The sequence below is a fragment of the Aeromonas sp. R1-2 genome (assembly GCF_040908505.1).
Classification (GTDB): Bacteria; Pseudomonadota; Gammaproteobacteria; order Enterobacterales; family Aeromonadaceae; genus Aeromonas; species Aeromonas veronii.
This window is the reverse complement of record NZ_JBFODU010000027.1, coordinates 1-20,845: the sequence shown is the minus strand read 5'-3', so window position 1 is coordinate 20,845 and position 20,845 is coordinate 1. Positions and strand designations below refer to the sequence as shown.

33 protein-coding genes and 1 pseudogene are annotated in these 20,845 nt (G+C 55.1%); 30 read left to right on the top strand and 4 right to left on the bottom strand.

Features of this window, described 5'->3' with window-relative positions; genetic code table 11:
* Positions 1-52: 52 nt before the first annotated feature.
* Positions 53-2,362 (bottom strand): Tex family protein, encoded by a 2,310-nt coding sequence (locus tag AB5Y76_RS10510; RefSeq protein ID WP_257124153.1) that lies wholly within the window; start codon positions 2,360-2,362, stop codon positions 53-55.
* 191 nt (positions 2,363-2,553) lie between these two features.
* Positions 2,554-3,027: a transcription elongation factor GreB gene (gene greB / locus AB5Y76_RS10505; protein WP_005340627.1), complete on the bottom strand. Its 474-nt coding sequence runs from the start codon at positions 3,025-3,027 to the stop codon at positions 2,554-2,556.
* A gap of 249 nt (positions 3,028-3,276) precedes the next feature.
* Here greB and ompR point away from each other — a divergent pair, with 249 nt between their 5' ends.
* Both ompR and envZ read left to right on the top strand, forming a co-directional pair.
* The gene (gene ompR, locus AB5Y76_RS10500; RefSeq protein ID WP_005340625.1) at positions 3,277-3,999 is read left to right on the top strand and encodes a two-component system response regulator OmpR; all 723 of its coding nucleotides are present in this window, start codon (positions 3,277-3,279) and stop codon (positions 3,997-3,999) included.
* Positions 3,996-5,306: a two-component system sensor histidine kinase EnvZ gene (gene envZ / locus AB5Y76_RS10495; protein WP_368177722.1), complete on the top strand. Its 1,311-nt coding sequence runs from the start codon at positions 3,996-3,998 to the stop codon at positions 5,304-5,306. Before ompR ends, envZ begins: the two co-directional genes overlap by 4 nt.
* A 37-nt stretch (positions 5,307-5,343) precedes the next feature.
* On the opposite strand, the gene AB5Y76_RS10490 is transcribed toward envZ, so the two are convergent.
* Positions 5,344-6,258, bottom strand: a complete 915-nt coding sequence (locus AB5Y76_RS10490) for a DMT family transporter (RefSeq protein WP_005355344.1) — start codon at positions 6,256-6,258, stop codon at positions 5,344-5,346.
* A gap of 356 nt (positions 6,259-6,614) precedes the next feature.
* Between AB5Y76_RS10490 and rpsJ the strand changes: the two genes are divergently transcribed.
* The 28 genes from rpsJ to rplQ all read left to right on the top strand — a co-directional run bounded on the left by rpsJ (position 6,615) and on the right by rplQ (position 20,238).
* Positions 6,615-6,926 carry a 30S ribosomal protein S10 gene (rpsJ, locus tag AB5Y76_RS10485; RefSeq protein ID WP_005307944.1) on the top strand — a complete coding sequence of 104 codons (312 nt, stop codon included), beginning with the start codon at positions 6,615-6,617 and terminating at the stop codon, positions 6,924-6,926.
* 22 nt (positions 6,927-6,948) lie between these two features.
* On the top strand, positions 6,949-7,581 hold the full coding sequence (gene rplC / locus AB5Y76_RS10480) for a 50S ribosomal protein L3 (protein ID WP_005340620.1): 633 nt from the start codon (positions 6,949-6,951) through the stop codon (positions 7,579-7,581).
* 17 nt (positions 7,582-7,598) lie between these two features.
* The gene (rplD, locus tag AB5Y76_RS10475) at positions 7,599-8,204 is read left to right on the top strand and encodes a 50S ribosomal protein L4 (RefSeq protein ID WP_005340616.1); all 606 of its coding nucleotides are present in this window, start codon (positions 7,599-7,601) and stop codon (positions 8,202-8,204) included.
* Positions 8,204-8,503 carry a 50S ribosomal protein L23 gene (gene rplW / locus AB5Y76_RS10470; RefSeq protein WP_342690021.1) on the top strand — a complete coding sequence of 100 codons (300 nt, stop codon included), beginning with the start codon at positions 8,204-8,206 and terminating at the stop codon, positions 8,501-8,503. Before rplD ends, rplW begins: the two co-directional genes overlap by 1 nt.
* Positions 8,504-8,518: 15 nt before the next feature.
* Positions 8,519-9,340, top strand: a complete 822-nt coding sequence (gene rplB / locus AB5Y76_RS10465) for a 50S ribosomal protein L2 (RefSeq protein ID WP_005340614.1) — start codon at positions 8,519-8,521, stop codon at positions 9,338-9,340.
* A gap of 22 nt (positions 9,341-9,362) precedes the next feature.
* A complete protein-coding gene (gene rpsS / locus AB5Y76_RS10460) occupies positions 9,363-9,641 on the top strand; it encodes a 30S ribosomal protein S19 (protein ID WP_005307960.1) in 279 nt (92 codons plus the stop codon).
* A gap of 10 nt (positions 9,642-9,651) precedes the next feature.
* On the top strand, positions 9,652-9,996 hold the full coding sequence (gene rplV, locus AB5Y76_RS10455) for a 50S ribosomal protein L22 (RefSeq protein ID WP_005319741.1): 345 nt from the start codon (positions 9,652-9,654) through the stop codon (positions 9,994-9,996).
* Positions 9,997-9,999: 3 nt separating this feature from the next.
* Positions 10,000-10,713: a 30S ribosomal protein S3 gene (gene rpsC, locus AB5Y76_RS10450; protein ID WP_005307962.1), complete on the top strand. Its 714-nt coding sequence runs from the start codon at positions 10,000-10,002 to the stop codon at positions 10,711-10,713.
* Between the two features lie 13 nt (positions 10,714-10,726).
* Positions 10,727-11,140 carry a 50S ribosomal protein L16 gene (gene rplP / locus AB5Y76_RS10445; RefSeq protein WP_005340612.1) on the top strand — a complete coding sequence of 138 codons (414 nt, stop codon included), beginning with the start codon at positions 10,727-10,729 and terminating at the stop codon, positions 11,138-11,140.
* Positions 11,140-11,331 (top strand): 50S ribosomal protein L29, encoded by a 192-nt coding sequence (gene rpmC / locus AB5Y76_RS10440; RefSeq protein WP_005307965.1) that lies wholly within the window; start codon positions 11,140-11,142, stop codon positions 11,329-11,331. Before rplP ends, rpmC begins: the two co-directional genes overlap by 1 nt.
* Positions 11,331-11,579 carry a 30S ribosomal protein S17 gene (gene rpsQ, locus AB5Y76_RS10435; RefSeq protein ID WP_005307966.1) on the top strand — a complete coding sequence of 83 codons (249 nt, stop codon included), beginning with the start codon at positions 11,331-11,333 and terminating at the stop codon, positions 11,577-11,579. The genes rpmC and rpsQ overlap by 1 nt, the downstream gene beginning before the upstream one ends.
* Before the next feature lie 147 nt (positions 11,580-11,726).
* On the top strand, positions 11,727-12,095 hold the full coding sequence (rplN, locus tag AB5Y76_RS10430; protein WP_005307975.1) for a 50S ribosomal protein L14: 369 nt from the start codon (positions 11,727-11,729) through the stop codon (positions 12,093-12,095).
* A gap of 11 nt (positions 12,096-12,106) precedes the next feature.
* A complete protein-coding gene (gene rplX, locus AB5Y76_RS10425) occupies positions 12,107-12,424 on the top strand; it encodes a 50S ribosomal protein L24 (protein ID WP_005307977.1) in 318 nt (105 codons plus the stop codon).
* A 13-nt stretch (positions 12,425-12,437) separates the two neighbouring features.
* A complete protein-coding gene (rplE, locus tag AB5Y76_RS10420; protein ID WP_005331162.1) occupies positions 12,438-12,977 on the top strand; it encodes a 50S ribosomal protein L5 in 540 nt (179 codons plus the stop codon).
* A gap of 10 nt (positions 12,978-12,987) precedes the next feature.
* Complete coding sequence (gene rpsN, locus AB5Y76_RS10415) at positions 12,988-13,293, top strand: 30S ribosomal protein S14 (protein ID WP_005340609.1); 306 nt, start codon at positions 12,988-12,990, stop codon at positions 13,291-13,293.
* Positions 13,294-13,314: 21 nt separating this feature from the next.
* On the top strand, positions 13,315-13,707 hold the full coding sequence (rpsH, locus tag AB5Y76_RS10410; protein ID WP_005307980.1) for a 30S ribosomal protein S8: 393 nt from the start codon (positions 13,315-13,317) through the stop codon (positions 13,705-13,707).
* A gap of 13 nt (positions 13,708-13,720) precedes the next feature.
* Positions 13,721-14,254 carry a 50S ribosomal protein L6 gene (gene rplF / locus AB5Y76_RS10405; RefSeq protein ID WP_005340607.1) on the top strand — a complete coding sequence of 178 codons (534 nt, stop codon included), beginning with the start codon at positions 13,721-13,723 and terminating at the stop codon, positions 14,252-14,254.
* Between the two features lie 9 nt (positions 14,255-14,263).
* Complete coding sequence (gene rplR / locus AB5Y76_RS10400) at positions 14,264-14,617, top strand: 50S ribosomal protein L18 (RefSeq protein ID WP_005340606.1); 354 nt, start codon at positions 14,264-14,266, stop codon at positions 14,615-14,617.
* A gap of 14 nt (positions 14,618-14,631) precedes the next feature.
* Positions 14,632-15,132, top strand: a complete 501-nt coding sequence (gene rpsE / locus AB5Y76_RS10395; RefSeq protein WP_005340605.1) for a 30S ribosomal protein S5 — start codon at positions 14,632-14,634, stop codon at positions 15,130-15,132.
* 6 nt (positions 15,133-15,138) lie between these two features.
* Positions 15,139-15,318 (top strand): 50S ribosomal protein L30, encoded by a 180-nt coding sequence (rpmD, locus tag AB5Y76_RS10390; RefSeq protein ID WP_005307985.1) that lies wholly within the window; start codon positions 15,139-15,141, stop codon positions 15,316-15,318.
* A 2-nt stretch (positions 15,319-15,320) separates the two neighbouring features.
* On the top strand, positions 15,321-15,758 hold the full coding sequence (rplO, locus tag AB5Y76_RS10385) for a 50S ribosomal protein L15 (RefSeq protein ID WP_005340604.1): 438 nt from the start codon (positions 15,321-15,323) through the stop codon (positions 15,756-15,758).
* Positions 15,759-15,766: 8 nt separating this feature from the next.
* Complete coding sequence (gene secY / locus AB5Y76_RS10380) at positions 15,767-17,095, top strand: preprotein translocase subunit SecY (RefSeq protein ID WP_005340602.1); 1,329 nt, start codon at positions 15,767-15,769, stop codon at positions 17,093-17,095.
* A gap of 27 nt (positions 17,096-17,122) precedes the next feature.
* The gene (gene rpmJ / locus AB5Y76_RS10375) at positions 17,123-17,236 is read left to right on the top strand and encodes a 50S ribosomal protein L36 (RefSeq protein ID WP_005319705.1); all 114 of its coding nucleotides are present in this window, start codon (positions 17,123-17,125) and stop codon (positions 17,234-17,236) included.
* Between the two features lie 139 nt (positions 17,237-17,375).
* Positions 17,376-17,732: a 30S ribosomal protein S13 gene (rpsM, locus tag AB5Y76_RS10370; RefSeq protein WP_005307991.1), complete on the top strand. Its 357-nt coding sequence runs from the start codon at positions 17,376-17,378 to the stop codon at positions 17,730-17,732.
* 14 nt (positions 17,733-17,746) lie between these two features.
* The gene (gene rpsK / locus AB5Y76_RS10365; protein ID WP_005307993.1) at positions 17,747-18,136 is read left to right on the top strand and encodes a 30S ribosomal protein S11; all 390 of its coding nucleotides are present in this window, start codon (positions 17,747-17,749) and stop codon (positions 18,134-18,136) included.
* A 39-nt stretch (positions 18,137-18,175) separates the two neighbouring features.
* Positions 18,176-18,796: a 30S ribosomal protein S4 gene (gene rpsD, locus AB5Y76_RS10360; RefSeq protein WP_005340600.1), complete on the top strand. Its 621-nt coding sequence runs from the start codon at positions 18,176-18,178 to the stop codon at positions 18,794-18,796.
* A 25-nt stretch (positions 18,797-18,821) separates the two neighbouring features.
* Positions 18,822-19,811: a DNA-directed RNA polymerase subunit alpha gene (gene rpoA, locus AB5Y76_RS10355; protein WP_005307997.1), complete on the top strand. Its 990-nt coding sequence runs from the start codon at positions 18,822-18,824 to the stop codon at positions 19,809-19,811.
* A gap of 43 nt (positions 19,812-19,854) precedes the next feature.
* Positions 19,855-20,238 (top strand): 50S ribosomal protein L17, encoded by a 384-nt coding sequence (gene rplQ, locus AB5Y76_RS10350; protein ID WP_005307999.1) that lies wholly within the window; start codon positions 19,855-19,857, stop codon positions 20,236-20,238.
* A gap of 275 nt (positions 20,239-20,513) precedes the next feature.
* Here the strand turns inward: rplQ and AB5Y76_RS10345 are convergent.
* Positions 20,514-20,594 (bottom strand): annotated as a pseudogene (locus AB5Y76_RS10345) (gamma carbonic anhydrase family protein); the annotation flags it as partial.
* Between the last annotated feature and the right edge of the window lie 251 nt (positions 20,595-20,845).

Genomic DNA, 20,845 nt, shown 5'->3' with positions numbered 1-20,845 from the left:
AAAAAGCCCCTTGCGGGGCTTTTTGCATTCAGAGTCGTTCCGGACGGTGTCGTTACTTTTTCGCTTTGGAGAGCGCTGCCGCGAAGGCGTTGCCCATGGCACCACCCATAGGGGGGCTTTGGCGCGGCTCATTTCTTGGTTTGGTGTTGCCAGCACTGCTGTTGCGCGCTTCAGCCGGCTTGCGGGCGGGTTGCCCTGCCTTTTCGTCGAGACGCATGGTCAGACTGATCCGCTTGCGCGGGGCGTCCACTTCCAGCACCTTGACCCGCACAATGTCGCCCGCCTTGACCACCTCACGGGGATCCTTGACGAAACGGTCGGTCAGGGAGGAGATGTGCACCAGACCGTCCTGATGAACACCGATATCGACGAAGGCGCCGAAGTTGGTGACGTTGGTGACCACCCCTTCCAGTACCATCTCTGGCACCAGGTCGCTGATCTGCTCCACCCCTTCCTTGAAGGTAGCGGTTTTGAACTCGGGGCGCGGGTCGCGGCCCGGCTTGTCCAGCTCGCCGATGATGTCGGTGACGGTAGGTACGCCGAATTGCTCATCGGTGTAATCGGCCGGTTTCAGGCTGCGCAGCAGGCTGCTGTTGCCGAGCAGGCTCTCCACGGTCTGCTCCAGCTTGGCGAGGATCCGCTCCACGACCGGATAGGACTCCGGGTGCACTGCCGAGCTGTCGAGGGGATTGCTACCGCCGCGAATGCGCAGGAAGCCGGCGCACTGTTCGAAGGCTTTGGGGCCGAGTCGGCTCACTTTCAGCAACTGCTGACGGCTCTTGAATGCGCCGTGCTCATCCCGGTAGGCGACGATGTTCTGGGCCAACGTCTGGGAGAGGCCGGAAACCCGGTTGAGCAGGGCGACCGAGGCGGTGTTCACATCGACCCCGACCGCGTTCACGCAATCCTCGACCACCGCATCCAGCCGGCGGGCCAGCTGGCTCTGGCCGACGTCGTGCTGATACTGGCCCACCCCGATACTCTTGGGGTCGATTTTGACCAGTTCGGCCAACGGGTCTTGCAGGCGGCGGGCGATGGAGACGGCGCCACGGATCGAGACGTCGAGATCCGGGAACTCCTGGGAGGCAAGCTCGGAGGCGGAGTAGACCGAGGCTCCCGCTTCGCTCACCACTATCTTCTGCGCCTTGGCGGCGGGGTAGCGCTCGAACAGGTCGCTGACCAGGCGGTCGGTCTCCCGCGAAGCGGTACCGTTGCCGATGCTGATGAGCTCGACCTTGTGTTTCTGGCACAGCTCGCTCAGGGTCTTGAGGCTCTGATCAATCTGGCGTTTTGGTTCGAACGGATAGATGGTTGCGTGATCGACCAGTTTGCCGGTGGCATCCACCACGGCAACCTTGACCCCGGTGCGGATGCCCGGATCCAGCCCCATGGTGCAGCGCATGCCCGCTGGGGCCGCCATCAGCAGATCCTTGAGGTTCATGGCGAACACCTTGATCGCCTCCTCCTCTGCCGACTCGCGGATGCGGCCGATCAGCTCTGTCTCCATCTGAAGCGACAACTTGATCTTCCAGGTCCAGCTCACTACCCCTTGCAGCCATTTGTCGGCCGGGCGGTTCTGCAGATTGAGCTTGAGGTGGTGGGCAATGATCCCTTCGCAGGGGCTGGCACTCTCATCGTCACCGGTGACCAGCGCCAGATTGAGGATCCCCTCATTGCGGCCGCGCAACATGGCCAGCACCCGGTGGGAGGGGGCTTTGTGCAGCGGTTCGTCGTGTTCGAAGTAATCCTTGAACTTTGCCCCTTCCTGCTCCTTGCCTGCCACCACGCGGGCGCGCAGAGTGGCGTTCTGCCACAGGTAGTCGCGCAGCTTCTCCAGCAGGTCGGCCTGCTCGGCGAAGCGCTCCATCAGGATATAGCGGGCGCCGTCGAGGGCAGCCTTGCTGTCAGCAATGCCCTGTTCGGGATTGAGGAAGGTGGCAGCCGCTTGCTCGGGATCCTGCATCGGGTCGCTGAGCAGCAGGTTGGCCAGCGGCTCCAACCCGGCTTCGATCGCCATCTGCCCCTTGGTGCGGCGCTTGGGCTTGTAGGGGAGGTAGAGATCTTCCAGTCGGGTCTTGCTGTCGGCGCCATTCAATTCGCGCATCAGCTCGGGGGTCAGCTTGCCCTGCTCCTCGATGGAGCGAATGATCACCTGACGGCGATCTTCCAGTTCACGCAGATAGCCGAGGCGGCTCTCCAGCGTACGCAGCTGGCTGTCGTCCAGACCACCGGTCACCTCTTTACGGTAACGGGCGATAAAGGGCACGGTCGAGCCTTCATCCAGCAGGCGCACTGCGGCCTGCACCTGCTCCGGGCGAGCATTGAGCTCACCGGCAATCTGTCTCTCTATGGTTTGCATCATGATGTTGTTGAGGGCCTCTGTGGTCGAGTCCGCGCCATCAGGCGCCAAGTGTGAGCACTATATGGGGTCGTGTTGCGGGATGCCACCCTGCGCCGGGGTCTGCACCCGTCAGACTGATAAAGTCGCAGGGGAGGGCGTTTATCTTGCCATTGCACCAGTGACTCAGGATGTGCCTGTGGCAAGCAGTCCGGCTATTTGGGGTAGCTGATCTCGTTGATATACCAGCAGACGTCACCAACTGGCGTACGGACGATGGCCTCATCACCGACCTCTTTCTTGAGCAGGGCGCGGGCCATGGGGGAGTCGATGGAGATGTAATCCTTGCGCTCGAAGATCTCGTCATAGCCGACGATGCGAAAGCGCTTGGTCTCGCCCTCATCGTTTTCCACCTCGACCCAGGCGCCGAAGAAGACCTTGCCCTCCTGCGCGGGGGCATAGTCGACGATCCCCAGCTCTTCGAGGCATTTGCGCAGGTAGCGCACTCGCCGGTCGATCTCCCGCAGCCGCTTCTTGTTGTACTGGTAGTCGGCATTTTCGCTGCGATCCCCTAGGCTGGCGGCCCATGCCACCTTCCTGGTGACCTCGGGGCGCTCCTGACGCCAGAGGAAATCGAGCTCTTCTTTCAGCTTGTTGTAACCTTCGCGGGTGATCAGCTTTGTCTTCATGGTGATGCGGACCTGGTCAAAGAGGAGTATTCATCGCTAACTGCTCGGGAATATTAGCTTTTGTCCTCTTGCTGTCGAGGGAAATCGTGATGGCTCGGCTGGCGCCATTCAGGGAGTAGCTGGCCAGCGCAGTGACTTGATGGCCGTCACGCTCTCGGGATGGGTAATAACCGGTAACATATTTGTGCTTTGCTCCCGCTATATCCCCCCCTAGTATTGGGGGCAGCTAAAGAATGAAGAGGCAAAACAATGAGTCAGCAGCAATACAAGGTCCTGGTCGTGGACGATGACCTGAAATTACGTTCCCTGTTGGAACGCTATCTCACCGAGCAGGGATTCGTAGTGCGCGGCGTGGCCAATGGCGAGCAGGCCGATCGCTTGCTGACTCGTGAAAATTTCAGCCTGATGGTGCTCGACCTGATGTTGCCGGGGGAGGATGGGCTCTCCATCTGCCGTCGTCTGCGGGAAGCGGGCAACCAGATCCCGGTGCTGATGCTCACCGCCAAGGGGGATGAAGTGGATCGCATCGTCGGGCTCGAGATGGGGGCTGATGACTATCTGCCCAAGCCGTTTAACCCCCGCGAACTGCTGGCGCGGATCCGTGCCGTGCTGCGCCGCCATACCGTCGAGCTGCCGGGGGCTCCCTCTGCTGCAGAAAAGGTGGTCAACTTCGGAGCTTTTCAACTCAATCTCGCGACCCGCGAGCTGAGTCGGGATGGCGAGCCGATGGCGCTCACCAGCGGTGAATTTGCGGTGCTCAAGGTGCTGGTCAGCCATCCGCGCGAGCCGCTCTCCCGCGACAAGCTGATGAATCTGGCCCGTGGTCGTGAATACACCGCCACCGAGCGCAGCATCGACGTGCAGGTCTCTCGCCTGCGCCGCCTGCTGGAGCAGGATCCGGCCCAGCCACGCTATCTGCAGACCGTCTGGGGTCTGGGGTATGTGTTCGTGCCAGATGGTGACGGTGCATGAAAAAGGTCGGCAGCATGTTCTCGCGCATGCTCTGGTTTCTGGCCGCCGTTCTGGTGGTCTATCAAGCGGTCTCCTACGTCACCTTTTACAACTATCTGCTGGCGCCAACCGTCAAGCAGATCAGTCACTTGCTGGCCAATCAGGTCAAGCTGATCTTTCCGGTCAACACTGAACAACTGGCGCTGAGCGAAGATGCCGAGGCGCTGGTCTATGTGACGACCGGTACCGATATCTATACCCAGAGCGAGGCGGTGCAGCATGGCTTCAACGATGCCAAGCCGTACCCCTATCTGGAGGAGAACATCAGTCGCGAACTGGGTGGCCCGGCCAAGGTGCGGGTCGAGATCCAGGATCACTACATCATCTGGATCCAGCCGCCGCAGGCCAGCAAAATCTGGGTGCGGATCCCGCTGACCGAGATTGAAGATGACGATATCGAACCCCTCATCATCTATCTGAGCGTGCTGCTGGTGATCACCCTGTTTGCGGCCTGGCGCTTTGCCCGGCAGTTGGTGCGCCCGCTCGAGGGTCTCGAAGCTGGCGCTGTTGCGGTGGCCAGAGGCCATTTCCCCGAGGCGCTGGGGGAGCTGGGATCACGGGAAGTGCGGCGACTGACCCGCACCTTCAACCACATGTCGCACTCCATCAAGAGCCTGATCGAAGAGCGTAACCTGATGATGGCGGGGGTTTCCCACGATCTGCGTACCCCGCTGACCCGCATCCGGCTGGCGACCGAGATGATGTCCTCTGGTGACGAGTACCTCAAGGAGAGCATCAACGCCGACATCGATGAGTCCAATGCCATCATCGATCAGTTCATCGACTACATCCGCCCGGACGAGGGGCAGGATTTGGAGCCTATCGACCTGACCCAGCTGGTGCACGATACCTTGCTGATCTACTCGGAGCAGGGGCTGGAGGTTGATCTGGCGCTGCCGCAAGAGGCGGTGCGGGTGGCCTGCAATCCGGTCAGCATCCGGCGGGTGTTGAACAACCTCTCAAGCAACTCACTGCGTTATGGGGCGAGCCGCTTGCATGCCGAGCTCAAGGACGATGGGCACTGGGTGCGCCTGCGCCTTTCCGATGATGGTCCCGGCATTCCGGAGCAGGACTACTCCCGGGTGCTCAAGCCGTTTACTCAGGGTAATGTGGCGCGTACCGTTGGCGGTAGTGGCTTGGGGTTGGCTATCGTGGCCAAGATAGTCGCCCAGCACCATGGCACTATCCGGTTGGGAAGTTCGGATCTCGGCGGCCTGCTGGTCGAGATGCGGCTGCCGAAACATCAGCCACAGGAGTGGATGGATTGAGAGAAGGGCGTATCCGTGGATACGCCCTTCTGCATGGTCAGCTCTTTGTTTCGACTGATGCACGATAGCGTTTGCCGTACTTGAGCTGCTGGATCAGCAGGGCGGCAACGATGAGCGCCAACCCGATGGGGGTGGCCGGATGGATGGCTTCGCCGATCAGCAGATTGAGCAGCACCAGTGAGGCAAACGGCGAGATAAAGATGAGGTTGCTGATGGGGGCAGTGTTGGTGGCATGGCGCAGCGCCATCAGCCAGAGCACGAAACCGAAGCCCATTTCGAACAGTCCCACATAGATGGCTCCAGCCCATCCCTGCCAGGCGGTCATGGCAAAATCGGAGAGCAACCAGGTTGCCACGACGATAAAAGGCAGGCTGATCATAAAGCCGAGCAACAGGCTGACGATGGGATCGCCCTGATTGCGGGTGTTGAGGATCCAGTAGCTGGCCCAGATGAGGGTCGAGACCAGCGCCAGTGTCACGCCGAGGGGGCTGTCGAACTGGAGGCCGAATACATCCCCTCTGGTGGCTATCACCAGTGCGCCAAAATACCCCAGCACGATGGCGACGCCATCACGCCGACGCAGCTTCTGGCCGAGGAAGGGGACGGCCAGCAGACTGAGAGTAATGGCCCAGGTGTAGTTGAGGGTCTGTGCCTGCTGGGCAGGCAACAGGTCATAGGCCTTGAACAGCAACAGGTAATAGAGAAAGGGGTTCAGCACGCCCAGAGTCAGGTAGTAGAAAGGGCGGGCTTTGATGTAGCTCCCCAGCAGCGGCAGTTTGCCCTGTTTGGCGACGACGGCTGTCAGCGTGAGAGTCGAGGTGAAGGCTGCCACAAGCAACAGTTGCACAGGTTCGAAATAGGCGAGGGAGATCTTGAAGGCTGTGGCGACCGTCGACCAGAGGGCAACGGCGCAAAGGCCATACTGATAGGCTTTCTTTTGATCTTTGAGCATGGGATGTCGTTCCACTGACAGAGGCAAGCGCACAGTCTACCAGTCTGCTTGTAACATTGTCGTTACCTGGGTGTTGGCAGCAGAGTGCGTTGCCGCAAGCGAGATCCATCTGTCACATAAAACTGCGCATAATCTGTTCGTTCTCCCTTGCGCAAATTTGAAAAATCCGTATAATCCCCTCCGCTTACCCATGAGGTAAGCCAGACGATATGTCTGCTGCTGAGTTTCCTGTTTACAGGAGCCAGCCATACAGTCCTCCCGATATGGGGGGAAACGTGAAAAATCACACCTCTGGCGGGAGCAATCTCGGTCGGGCGGTGTTGATTTATGTTCTTTTATCTATTGGAGCTCTGTCAATGCAGAACCAAAGAATCCGTATCCGCCTGAAGGCTTTTGATCATCGCCTGATTGATCAATCCACTGCGGAAATCGTTGAAACTGCTAAGCGCACTGGCGCGCAGGTTCGCGGTCCTATTCCGCTGCCGACTCGCAAAGAGCGCTTCACCGTCCTGATCTCCCCGCACGTCAACAAAGATGCGCGTGATCAGTACGAGATCCGCACTCACAAGCGTCTGGTAGACATCGTTGAGCCGACTGACAAGACCGTAGACGCCCTGATGCGTCTGGATCTGGCAGCTGGTGTAGACGTCCAGATCAGCCTGGGTTAATTACGGAAAGAGGTTGATAACAATGACAATCGGTCTTGTAGGTCGCAAAGTGGGTATGACTCGCATCTTCACTGAAGATGGCGTTTCTATCCCGGTGACTGTTATCGAAGTTGAAGCTAACCGTGTAACTCAGGTCAAATCTGTAGAAACCGACGGCTACAACGCTATTCAGGTTACCACTGGCGCCAAGAAAGCCAGCCGTGTGACCAAGCCGGAAGCTGGCCACTTCGCCAAAGCTGGTGTAGAAGCCGGTCGCGGTCTGTGGGAATTCCGCCTGAACAACGGTGAAACTTTCACTGTTGGTAGCGAGCTGAAAGTAGATCTTCTCGCTGACGTTAAGCTGGTAGACGTTACCGGCACATCCAAAGGTAAGGGCTTTGCTGGTACTGTTAAGCGCCACAACTTCCGCACCCAGGATATGACCCACGGTAACTCCTTGTCTCACCGCGTTCCGGGTTCTATCGGTCAGAACCAGACTCCGGGTCGTGTATTCAAGGGCAAAAAGATGGCTGGTCACATGGGTGCTGAGCGTGTAACGACTCAGAACCTGGAACTGGTTCGTGTTGACGCTGAACGCAACCTGCTGCTCATCAAAGGTGCAGTACCGGGTGCAACCAACGGCAACGTGATCGTCAAACCTGCCGTCAAAGCGTAACGTCTGAGGAGATAGTAATGGAATTGGTAATGAAAGACGCCAAGAGCGCTCTTGAAGTTTCCGAGACTACCTTCGGGCGCGAATTCAACGAAGCTCTGGTTCACCAGGTCGTCGTTGCATATGCCGCTGGTGCCCGTCAGGGTACTCGTGCGCAGCTGACTCGCTCTGAAGTGTCTGGTGGCGGCAAAAAGCCGTGGCGTCAGAAGGGTACTGGTCGTGCCCGTGCTGGCTCCATCCGTTCGCCCATCTGGCGTTCCGGTGGTGTGACTTTTGCTGCTAAGCCGCAAGATCACAGCCAGAAAGTAAACAAGAAGATGTACCGCGGCGCTATCCGTAGCATTCTGTCCGAGCTGGTACGTCAAGAGCGCCTGATCGTTGTTGAGAAGTTCGGCATCGAAGCTCCGAAGACCAAAGAACTGATCGCCAAGCTGAAAGAAATGGAACTGACTGACGTTCTGATCGTGACTGCTGAAGTCGATGAGAACCTGTTCCTGGCTGCTCGCAACCTGTACAAAGTTGACGTGCGTGACGTTGCCGGTATCGACCCGGTCAGCCTGATCGCTTTCGACAAGGTTCTGATGACTGCTGATGCAGTTAAGCAAATCGAGGAGATGCTGGCATGATCCGTGAAGAGCGTCTGCTGAAAGTTCTGAAGGCTCCGCACATCTCTGAAAAGAGCACCATGGTTGCAGAAAAGCAGAACACTATCGTGTTCAAAGTTGCTGTTGATGCTACCAAGGCGGAAGTCAAAGCTGCAGTTGCGAAACTGTTCGAGGTCGAAGTTGAGACCGTCCGTACCCTGAACATGAAGGGTAAGACCAAGCGCGCAGGTGCACGCGTAGGCCGTCGTTCCGATTGGAAAAAGGCTTATGTGACCCTGAAAGCTGGTCAGGACATCGACTTCATGGGCGCAGCCGAGTAAGAGGAGTTCTCAAAAATGGCAATCGTTAAGTGCAAGCCTACTTCTCCGGGCCGCCGCCACGTCGTCAAGATCGTCAATCAAGAGCTGTACAAGGGCAAGCCCTTCGCCGCTCTGCTGGACAGCAAAAGCAAGTCCGGTGGTCGTAACAACAACGGCCGTATCACTACCCGTCATATCGGTGGTGGTCACAAGCAGCACTACCGTATCGTCGACTTCAAGCGCGACAAAGACGGTATCCCGGCTAAAGTAGAGCGCCTGGAATACGATCCGAACCGTACCGCTAACATCGCTCTGGTGTTGTATGCAGACGGTGAGCGTCGTTACATCCTGGCTCCGAAAGGCCTGAAAGCTGGTGACGCGATCGCTTCTGGTGCTGATGCAGCCATCAAGGTAGGTAACGCCCTGCCGATGCGCAACATCCCGGTTGGTTCTACCGTTCACGCTGTAGAGATGAAGCCTGGTAAAGGTGCCCAGCTGGCTCGTTCCGCTGGTACTTTCATCCAGATCCTGGCTCGTGAAGGTAACTATGTAACTCTGCGTCTGCGTTCCGGCGAAGTACGTAAAGTTCTGGCCGAGTGCCGCGCTACCATCGGTGAAGTCGGTAACTCCGAGCACATGTTGCGTCAACTGGGTAAAGCCGGTGCAAACCGCTGGCGTGGTATTCGTCCGACCGTTCGCGGTATGGCGATGAACCCGGTTGACCACCCGCACGGTGGTGGTGAGGGTCGTAACAAGGGCATGCAGCCTGTGTCCCCATGGGGCCAGAAGGCTAAAGGCTTCAAGACCCGTAAGAACAAGCGTACCGACAAGTACATCGTACGTCGTCGTAACAAGTAATTGTTAACATAGAGGAATCACCATGCCACGTTCTCTCAAGAAGGGTCCATTTATTGACCTGCACTTGCTGAAGAAGGTAGAGAAAGCGGTGGAAAGCGGGGATAAAAAGCCGGTTAAAACCTGGTCCCGTCGTTCAATGATCATCCCGAACATGATCGGTTTGACCATCGCTGTCCATAATGGTCGTCAGCACGTTCCGGTTTTCGTTACCGAAGAAATGATCGGTCACAAACTGGGTGAATTCGCACCGACTCGTACTTATCGCGGCCATGCTGCTGATAAGAAGGCTAAGAAGCGCTAAGGGATAAATGATGGAAGCTATCGCTAAACACCGTTATGCCCGTACTTCTGCCCAGAAAGCTCGTCTGGTAGCCGATCAAGTACGTGGTCTGTCCGTAGACAAGGCTCTGAATATCCTGACCTTCAGCCCGAAAAAGGCTGCAGTGCTGGTTAAGAAAGTGCTGGAATCTGCCATTGCAAACGCTGAGCACAACGAAGGCGCCGATATCGACGCGCTGCGTGTTGCTACTATCATGGTCGACGAAGGTCCCTCCATGAAGCGCATCCGTCCGCGTGCCAAAGGTCGTGCGGATCGTATCCTCAAGCGTACCGCTCACATCACTGTAGTGGTATCCGACGCTAAGGCTGGGAGATAAGCAATGGGTCAGAAAGTACATCCTAATGGCATTCGCCTGGGTATTACCAAGCCTTGGAATTCTACCTGGTTCGCGAACACCAAAGACTTCGCTGACAACCTGTACAGCGATTTTCAAGTACGCCAGTTCCTGACCAAGGAACTGAAAAACGCGTCCTTGTCCAAGATCACCATTGAGCGTCCGGCCAAGAGCATCCGTGTGACCATTCACACCGCTCGTCCGGGTGTTGTAATCGGTAAGAAAGGCGAAGACGTTGAGAAGCTGCGCAAAGCTGTAGCCACTATTGCTGGCGTGCCTGCTCAGATCAACATTTCCGAAGTCCGCAAGCCGGAGCTGGATGGCAAACTCGTTGCCGACAGCATCACTTCCCAGCTGGAGCGTCGTGTAATGTTCCGTCGTGCTATGAAGCGCGCCGTACAGAACGCAATGCGCCTGGGTGCCAAGGGCATCAAAGTGGAAGTTTCCGGTCGTCTGGGCGGCGCTGAAATCGCGCGTACCGAATGGTACCGTGAAGGTCGTGTGCCGTTGCACACCCTGCGTGCCGACATCGACTACGCAACTTCTGAAGCCCACACCACTTACGGTGTGATCGGCGTTAAAGTTTGGATCTTCAAGGGCGAAGTTCTGGGCGGTCTGGCTGCTGTTAACGCTGCCGCTGCTCAAGAGCAAGCTCCTGCAAAGCCCAAGCGTGACAACAAGCGCCGCGCTGCTAAGTAAGGAGATTCGGTAAATGTTGCAACCTAAGCGTACTAAATTCCGCAAGACCCACAAGGGTCGTAACCGCGGTCTGGCCACCTCTGGTAACGAAGTATCCTTCGGTACCTTTGGCCTGAAGGCGACATCCCGTGGTCAACTGACTGCTCGTCAAATCGAAGCAGCCCGTCGTGCCATGACCCGTCACGTTAAGCGTCAAGGTAAGATCTGGATCCGTGTGTTCCCGGACAAGCCCATCACCGAAAAGCCCCTCGAAGTTCGTATGGGTAAAGGTAAGGGTAACGTGGAATACTGGGTTTGCCCGATCCAGCCTGGCAAGGTTCTGTACGAGATGGACGGTGTACCTGAGGCTCTGGCGCGTGAAGCGTTTGCCCTGGCCGCAGCTAAGCTGTCTGTTCAGACCACTTTCGTAATTAAGACGGTGATGTGATGAAAGCCCAAGATCTGCGTCAAAAGAGCGTCGAAGAACTGAACCAGGAGCTGCTGGGCCTGCTGCGTGAGCAATTCAACATGCGCATGCAAGCGTCCACCGGCCAGCTGGCTCAGACTCACACTCTGAAACAAGTGCGTCGTGACGTCGCACGTATCAAGACTGTACTGACTGAGAAGGCAGGTGCGTAATGACTGACAAGATCCGTACTCTGCAAGGTCGTGTAATCAGCGACAAGATGGACAAGTCCATCACTGTTGCTATCGAGCGTAAGGTAAAGCACCCGATCTACGGTAAGATCATCAAGCGCACTACCAAGCTGCACGTGCATGACGAAAACAACGAGTGCAAAGCTGGCGACCTCGTGGAAATCCGCGAATGCCGCCCGCTGTCCAAGACCAAGTCCTGGACCCTGGTTGCCGTTGTAGAAAAGGCCTAATCGGTACTTTGTAGTCCAAGCGGCCCCTTTCAGGGGCCGTTTGTTTTTTAGGCTACCTTTTCTGAAAATCCTGTGTTATAGTTTCGCGCCTTTTGAAGGCAGCCAGATCCCATTAGGGATAAGAAGTAAACAAAGCGGAGCACTAAGATGATCCAGATGCAAAGTATGCTGGGTGTTGCCGACAACTCCGGCGCTCGCAGTGTAATGTGTATTAAGGTTCTGGGTGGCTCGCACCGCCGTTACGCCGGCATCGGCGACATCATCAAGGTTTCCATCAAGGAAGCCATTCCTCGCGGTAAAGTGAAGAAAGGTGATGTGTATAACGCGGTGGTCGTACGCACCCGTAAAGGCGTTCGTCGTCCGGACGGCTCTGTCATCCGTTTCGACAACAATGCGGCTGTGTTGCTTAACAACAACCAACAGCCAATCGGTACTCGTATTTTTGGCCCGGTGACCCGTGAACTGCGTAATGAGAAGTTCATGAAGATTGTGTCCCTGGCACCCGAAGTACTGTAAGGAGTCGAACGATGGCAGCTAAAATCCGTCGCGAAGACGAAGTGATTGTTCTTACCGGCAAAGACAAGGGCAAGCGTGGCAAAGTCACTCAAGTCCTGATTGCAAAAGGTAAGGTAATCGTGGAAGGCATCAACCAGGTGAAGAAACACCAGAAGCCGGTACCCGCACTGGGTCAGGCTGGCGGTATCGTCACCAAAGAAGCCCCCATCGATGTATCAAACGTAGCGCTGTTCAACTCTGCCACTGGCAAAGCTGACCGCGTTGGTTTCCGGATTGAAGACGGCAAAAAAGTCCGTTTCTTCAAATCCACCGGCGAACTTGTGAAGTAATTGGAGTTTAACGATGGCGAAACTGCATGATTACTACAAATCCGATGTAGTAAATGAACTGTCCAAGCAGTTCGGTTACAAGACTATCATGCAAGTCCCTCGGATCGAGAAAATCACCCTGAACATGGGTGTTGGTGAAGCGATCTCTGACAAGAAATTGCTGGAAAATGCTGCTGCCGATATGGCTGCCATTTCCGGTCAGAAGCCGCTGATCACCAAAGCTCGCAAATCTGTTGCGGGCTTCAAGATTCGTGAAGGCTACCCGATAGGTTGTAAAGTAACCCTGCGTGGCGAGCGTATGTGGGAGTTCCTGGAACGGCTGATCTGCATCTCCGTACCGCGTATCCGTGACTTCCGTGGCCTGAACGCTAAAGCGTTCGACGGTCGTGGTAACTACTCCATGGGCGTGCGTGAGCAGATCATCTTCCCGGAAATCGACTATGACAAAGTCGATCGCGTCCGTGGTCTGGATATCACCATCACCACTTCCGCGAATACCGATGAAGAAGGCCGTGCTCTGCTGGCTGCCTTTAACTTCCCATTCCGCAAGTAAGGTTAGGGTTATGGCTAAAACATCCATGAAAGCGCGCGAAGCAAAGCGTGCCAAGCTGGTAGCCAAGTACGCGACCAAGCGTGCCGAGCTGAAAGCTATCATCGTTGACATGAACGCTTCTGAAGAAGCGCGTTGGGATGCTGTACTGCAACTGCAACAGCTGCCCCGTGATTCCAGTCCGTCCCGCCAGCGTAACCGTTGCAATATTACTGGTCGTCCGCACGGTTTCCTGCGCAAGTTTGGCCTGTCTCGCATCAAGGTGCGTGAGCATGCCATGAAGGGCGAAATTCCGGGCCTGAAGAAGGCTTCTTGGTAACGAATCTCGGGAGTTAGACTTATGAGCATGCAAGATCCGATCGCGGATATGCTGACCCGCATCCGTAACGGTCAGGCGGCGAGCAAAGTTGCGGTTTCCATGCCTTCTTCCAAGCTGAAAGTGGCTATCGCCAAAGTGCTGAAAGAAGAAGGTTACATCGCTGGCTACTCCGTAGCTGGTGACGTGAAGCCGGAACTGGAAATTGAACTGAAATATTTCCAGGGCAAGCCAGTTGTAGAACTGATCCAACGCGTAAGCCGTCCAGGCCTGCGTATTTACAAGCGCACTACTGATCTGCCGAAAGTTATGGGCGGTCTCGGTGTTGCTATCGTGTCCACGTCTAAAGGTGTGATGACTGACCGTGCTGCTCGCAAAGCAAGCATGGGCGGTGAGATCATCTGCTACGTCGCTTAATAGGAGGTAGGAAATGTCTCGTGTTGCTAAGGCACCCGTCACTATTCCTGCTGGCGTAGAGGTGACTCTGAACGGCCAGGAACTGACCATCAAAGGTGGTAAAGGTTCTCTGGTTCGCTCTATTCACGCCGGTGTAGAAGTGACCAAAGAAGACAATGTACTGAAGTTCGCCCCGCGCGGCAGCATCGCTGGTGCTGACGCTCAGGCCGGTACTGCCCGTGCATTGGTCAACAACATGGTAATCGGTGTTACCCAAGGCTTCGAGCGCAAGCTGCAGCTGGTTGGTGTAGGTTATAAAGCCTCCATCAAGGGCAATGCTGTTGCGCTGGCTCTGGGCTTCTCTCACCCGGTAGAGCATGCGCTGCCGGCTGGTGTGACCGCTGAGTGCCCGACTGCTACAGAAATCGTTCTGCGTGGCGTCGACAAGCAGCTGGTTGGCCAAGTCGCCGCCGATATCCGTGCTTACCGCGCTCCGGAGCCCTACAAGGGCAAGGGTGTACGCTATGCCAACGAGCAAGTGCGTACTAAAGAAGCTAAGAAGAAGTAAGGTAACACTATGGACAAGAAAGCAGCTCGTCTCCGTCGTGCTACTCGTGCTCGGAAAAAGATGCAGGAACTGGGAGCTACCCGTCTGGTTGTTCACCGTACCCCGCGTCATATCTATGCGCAGGTTATTGCAGCCAACGGTTCCGAAGTTCTGGCCTCTGCTTCCACAGTAGAGAAAGCCATCAGTGAAGCTCTGAAATACACCGGTAACGCAGATGCTGCTACCGCTGTAGGTAAGGCTATCGCTGAGCGTGCTATTGCCAAAGGCGTTCAGAACGTATCTTTCGATCGTTCCGGTTTCAAGTATCACGGTCGCATCGCTGCCCTGGCAGCTGCCGCACGTGACGCTGGTCTTCAGTTCTAAGCTAGGAGTCGAAGATGGCTAAAGTCGAATCTCAAGCCGGCGAACTGCAAGAAAAGCTCATTGCAGTAAACCGTGTTTCGAAAACTGTTAAAGGTGGTCGTATCATGTCCTTCACCGCGTTGACCGTGGTGGGTGATGGTAACGGCCGTGTAGGTTACGGTTACGGTAAAGCCCGTGAAGTTCCGGCTGCTATTCAAAAAGCAATGGAACAGGCTAAGCGTAACCTGAACAAGGTTGAGCTGAACAACGGCACTCTGCACCACCCGGTGCGTGGTGTTCACTCTGGCTCCACCGTGTTCATGAAGCCGGCCTCCCAAGGTACTGGTATCATTGCAGGCGGCGCTATGCGTGCTGTTCTGGAAGTTGCCGGTATCCACAACGTGCTGGCCAAGACCTACGGTTCCACCAACCCAATCAACGTTGTTCGCGCTACTGTAGACGCTCTGGTTCACGGTCAATCACCGGAACAGATCGCTGCCAAGCGTGGTCTGCGCGTTGAAGAAATTCTGGGGTAATGCGACATGGCTAACACTGTAAAAGTAACTCAAACTCGCAGCTCTATCGGCCGTCTGCCAAAGCACAAGGCGACTCTGCGTGGTCTGGGTCTGCGTCGCATTGGTCACACCGTTGAGCTGGAAGATACTCCTTGCGTACGCGGCATGATCAACCAGGTTTATTACATGGTTAAGGTGGAGGGCTAAGCATGCGTCTGAACACTCTGTCTCCGGCCGCTGGTTCCAAGCCTGAAAAACAACGTCGTGGTCGTGGTATCGGCTCCGGCCTGGGCAAGACTGGTGGTCGTGGTGTTAAAGGCCAAACCTCTCGTTCCGGTGGCGGCAAAGTCCGCAACGGTTTCGAAGGCGGCCAGATGCCTTTGAAAATCCGTCTGCCGAAGTTCGGTTTCTTCTCTCGCAAATCTTTGGTTTCTGCCGAAGTGCGTCTGAACGAAATCGCCCTGGTAGAAGGTGATGTGGTCGACCTGAGCACTCTGAAGCAAGCCGGTGTTGTTACTAAGAACATCGTGTTCGCTAAAGTTGTTCTGTCAGGCAACATTGACCGTGCTGTGACCGTTCGTGGTCTGTCCGTCACCAAAGGTGCACGCGCAGCCATCGAGGCCGCTGGCGGTAAAATCGAGGAATAATCAGTACAATGGCTAAGAAACCAGGATTGGATGTTAAAGCACAGGGTGGTCTGAGTGAACTGAAGAGCCGTCTGCTCTTCGTTCTCGGGGCGATTATCGTTTTCCGTGCAGGCTCTTATGTGCCGATTCCTGGTATTGACGCCGCCGTACTGGCCGAGTTGTTCCAGCAACAGAAGGGCACCATCATTGAGATGTTCAACATGTTCAGTGGTGGTGCACTCTCGCGTGCTTCTATTCTTGCGTTGGGGATCATGCCGTACATTTCGGCGTCGATCATTATCCAGCTGCTGACAGTGGTTCACCCCGCTCTTGCTGAACTCAAGAAAGAAGGTGAATCCGGCCGTCGCAAGATTAGCCAATATACCCGTTGGGGCACGCTGGTTTTGGGAACTTTCCAGGCCATTGGTATTGCAACCGGTCTGCCGAATATGATGCATGGACTCGTGACTAATCCGGGTCTAGGATTCTATTTCACAGCGGTTGTGAGTCTGGTCACCGGTACCATGTTTTTGATGTGGTTGGGTGAACAGATTACCGAGCGTGGGATTGGTAATGGTATCTCGTTGATTATTTTCACAGGTATCGTTGCTGGTCTGCCGCATGCCATTGGCGCTACGGCCGAACAGGCACGTCAAGGGGAATTGCACATCCTGCTGTTGTTGTTGCTGGGCTTGATTGTTTTCGCAGTGACTTACTTTGTGGTGTTCGTGGAGCGTGGTCAGCGTCGTATCGTCGTTAACTATGCCAAGCGTCAACAAGGCCGCCAGGTATTTGCCGCGCAAAGCACACACCTGCCGTTGAAAGTGAATATGGCTGGTGTGATTCCTGCGATTTTCGCATCCAGTATCATCCTCTTCCCGGGGACCATTACCTCCTGGTTTGGTCAGGGTGAGGGTAAAGTAGCTGATATCCTGCAACAGGTCTCTATGGTCCTGCAGCCGGGTCAACCGCTTTACGAGATGCTGTATGCAGCAGCCATTATCTTCTTCTGCTTCTTCTATACCGCGCTGGTGTTCAACCCCCGCGAGACAGCAGATAATCTGAAGAAGAGTGGAGCCTTTATCCCGGGGATTCGCCCGGGCGAGCAGACAGCACGTTACATCGATAAGGTTATGACTCGCCTGACATTGGCAGGTGCGCTCTATATAACCTTTATCTGTCTGGTACCCCAGTTCTTGATGACTGCCTGGAACGTACAGTTCTACTTCGGTGGCACTTCGCTGCTGATTATCGTGGTAGTTATCATGGACTTCATGGCTCAGGTACAAACCCATATGATGTCTCATCAATATGGCGACGTCCTGAGGAAGGCCAACCTGAAGGGCTACGGCCGCTAAAGGTCGGCGTAGTTACGGAGTTAAGCAATGAAAGTTCGTGCTTCCGTTAAGGCAATCTGCCGTAACTGCAAAATCATCAAGCGTCACGGTGTGGTGCGTGTGATTTGCAGCGAGCCAAAGCATAAACAGCGCCAAGGCTAATTTTTTACGGTTAGTACTTGCAACAAATAGTTGTGCTGGCTAATATAGCCAGCCAACTTTTGTTGTGTATTGGTTGACCGCCACGTATCCGCTCACGGGCTTTGTGGTGGTCGTAATCTACTATATGTAGGAGTGAATAGTGGCCCGTATCGCTGGCATTAACATTCCTGACCATAAGCATGCAGTCATCGCTTTGACTGCTATTTATGGCGTCGGTCGTACCCGCTCCAAGGCCATCTGTGCCGCAGCCGGTATCGCTGAGAATGTGAAAATTAAAGACCTGGACGAAGCTCAGATCGAGAGTCTGCGTGAACAAGTAGGTAAATTCACCGTTGAAGGTGACCTGCGTCGTCAGATTTCCATGAACATCAAGCGATTGATGGATCTGGGTTGCTACCGTGGTTTGCGTCACCGTCGTAGCCTGCCTGTTCGTGGTCAACGTACCAAGACCAACGCTCGTACCCGTAAGGGTCCGCGCAAGGCTATCAAGAAGTAACGGGAAGGTAGAAAATGGCTAAAACTCCGACTCGTGCTCGCAAGCGCGTTAAAAAGCAAGTGAGCGACGGTATTGCGCACGTTCATGCATCTTTCAACAACACAATCGTGACCATTACTGACCGTCAGGGCAATGCTCTGTCTTGGGCTACTTCTGGTGGTTCCGGTTTCCGTGGTTCTCGTAAGTCCACCCCGTTCGCTGCTCAGGTAGCTGCCGAGCGCGCTGGTGAGATGGCCAAAGAATATGGCGTCAAGAACCTGGAAGTCATGGTCAAAGGTCCGGGTCCCGGTCGTGAGTCTTCCATCCGCGCCCTGAACGCGGCTGGTTTCCGCATCACTAACATTACTGATGTGACTCCGATCCCGCACAACGGTTGTCGTCCTCCCAAGAAGCGCCGCGTATAACGCTGTAGCTACTTGGTCTAGGATTGTTGGAGAAAGAAGATGGCAAGATATATCGGTCCTAAGCTTAAGCTTAGCCGTCGTGAGGGCACCGACCTCTTCCTGAAGTCAGGTGTTCGTGCGATTGATTCTAAGTGCAAGATTGACACCGCCCCTGGTCAGCACGGTGCGCGTAAAGCGCGTCTGTCCGACTATGGTGTTCAGCTGCGCGAGAAACAAAAAGTTCGTCGTATCTACGGCGTATTGGAAAAACAGTTCCGCAACTACTACCGCGACGCTGCCCGTCAAAAGGGTAACACCGGTGAAAACCTGTTGCAGCTGCTGGAAGGTCGTTTGGACAACGTTGTTTACCGTATGGGCTTCGGCGCTACCCGTGCTGAATCTCGTCAGCTGGTGAGCCACAAGGCCATCATGGTAAACGGTCGCGTTGTGAACATTCCTTCTTTCCAGGTTTCCCCTGAGGACGTGATCTGCGTTCGTGAGAAGGCTAAGAAGCAAGCGCGTATCAAAGCTTCCCTGGAAGTTGCTGGTCAGCGTGAGAAGCCGACTTGGGTAGAGGTTGACGCCGCTAAAATGGAAGGTGCTTTCAAGCGTCTGCCAGAGCGTTCCGACCTGTCTGCCGACATTAACGAACAGCTGATCGTCGAGCTTTACTCCAAGTAAAGCTAGCTTCTAAAGAGAGGACACAATGCTGGGTTCTGTAACAGATTTTCTTAAACCGCGGCTAGTTGACATCGAGCAAGTTAGCCCGACTCATGCGAAAGTGACTCTTGAGCCACTCGAGCGTGGCTTTGGTCACACGCTGGGCAACGCCCTGCGTCGTATTTTGCTGTCATCTATGCCCGGTTGTGCAGTTACTGAAGTCGAAATTGACGGGGTACTGCATGAGTACAGCAGCAAAGAAGGTGTACAGGAAGACATTCTTGAAATCCTGCTCAACCTGAAAGGTATCGCTGTGAAGCTGGAAGGCAAGGACGAGGTAACTCTGTCCCTGACCAAGTCTGGAACAGGCCCCGTTACCGCTGGTGATATCACTCACGGTGATGAAGTCGAGATCGTAAACCCGGAGCACGTAATCTGCCATCTGACTGGTGCCAATGCTGAAATCAGCATGCGCCTGAAAGTTCAGCGCGGTCGTGGTTATGTGCCTGCTTCTGCTCGTGTTCACAACGATGACGAAGAGCGTCCTATTGGTCGCCTGCTGCTGGACTCTGCGTTCAGCCCCATCGTTCGTATTGCCTACAATGTTGAGGCAGCACGTGTGGAACAGCGTACCGACTTGGACAAGCTGGTCATCGACATGGAGACCAATGGTACCCTGGATCCTGAAGAAGCCATCCGTCGTTCTGCCACTATTTTGGCCGAGCAACTGGAAGCCTTCGTGGATCTGCGCGATGTTAGCGTGCCCGAGAAGAAAGAAGAGAAACCCGAGTTTGATCCGATTCTGCTACGTCCTGTCGATGATTTGGAGCTGACAGTTCGTTCTGCGAACTGTCTGAAGGCAGAAGCTATCCACTATATTGGTGATCTGGTACAGCGTACCGAAGTTGAGTTGCTTAAGACTCCTAACCTCGGTAAGAAGTCCCTGACTGAGATCAAGGACGTGTTGGCCTCCCGTGGTCTGTCTCTTGGCATGCGCCTTGAGAACTGGCCGCCCGCCAGCATCGCTGACGAGTAATCCAGATTACGGGTTTCACAGATTTAGTTAGAAGGATAAGGTCATGCGCCATCGTTTGAGTGGTCGTCAACTGAACCGGAACAGCAGCCATCGTCAGGCAATGTTCCGCAACATGGCCAGCTCCCTGGTTCGTCATGAGATCATCAAGACGACTCTGCCTAAGGCAAAAGAGCTGCGTCGTGTAGTTGAACCGCTGATCACCCTTGCCAAGACTGATAGCGTTGCTAATCGTCGCCTGGCATTTGCCCGTACTCGCGATAACGCGATCGTGGCTAAGCTGTTCAATGAACTGGGCCCGCGCTACCTGGAGCGCGCCGGCGGTTATACTCGCATTCTGAAATGCGGTTTCCGTGCAGGCGACAACGCCCCTATGGCTTATATTGAGCTGGTAGACCGCCCGGCCGCTGCTGAAGCAGCTGCTGAGTGATAAAGAAAAAGCCGGGCTTGTCCCGGCTTTTCTTTTAATCCATTCTGATCCTGCCTCAACTGCCTCAACTGCCTCAACTGCCTCAACTGCCTCAACTGCCTCAACTGCCTCAACTGCCTCAACTGCCTCAACTGCCTCAACTGCCTCAACTGCTTCTATATAGGAAGTAAGAGTTGTTCCTGAACCTGGCGAAATGGTGAATTGTCTGTTCATTTCATTCGAGCATCGTCGGCCAGCTCGATATCGCCTACCAGTGTCGCGCAGGGATCTACTTATACTCCTTTGCCCAGTTGCGGGCGTTTTCCCTTGTAGGGTCTCAGTCGCAAGTCCATCTTGGCCTCCTTGTTTTCGGCCATTCTAGCAACCAGAAGGGTGTTTCTGTGGATAAGTTTGTATAAAAGCTGTGGTTGGATATGAATAACTAAAAAAGTGCTGTTTTTTTGCAATTTTATTGCAGGTAAGGGGTTGCCAGAAAGAATCTGTTCCCTATAATGCGCCTCCATCGACAGGGCAAGCGGCAACGCAGAAAGCCAAGTCGATAACCTCGAAAACCCTTTGAAAATAAGGCTTGACTCGAGAAGGCGGTTGAGTAGAATTCCACTCCCGC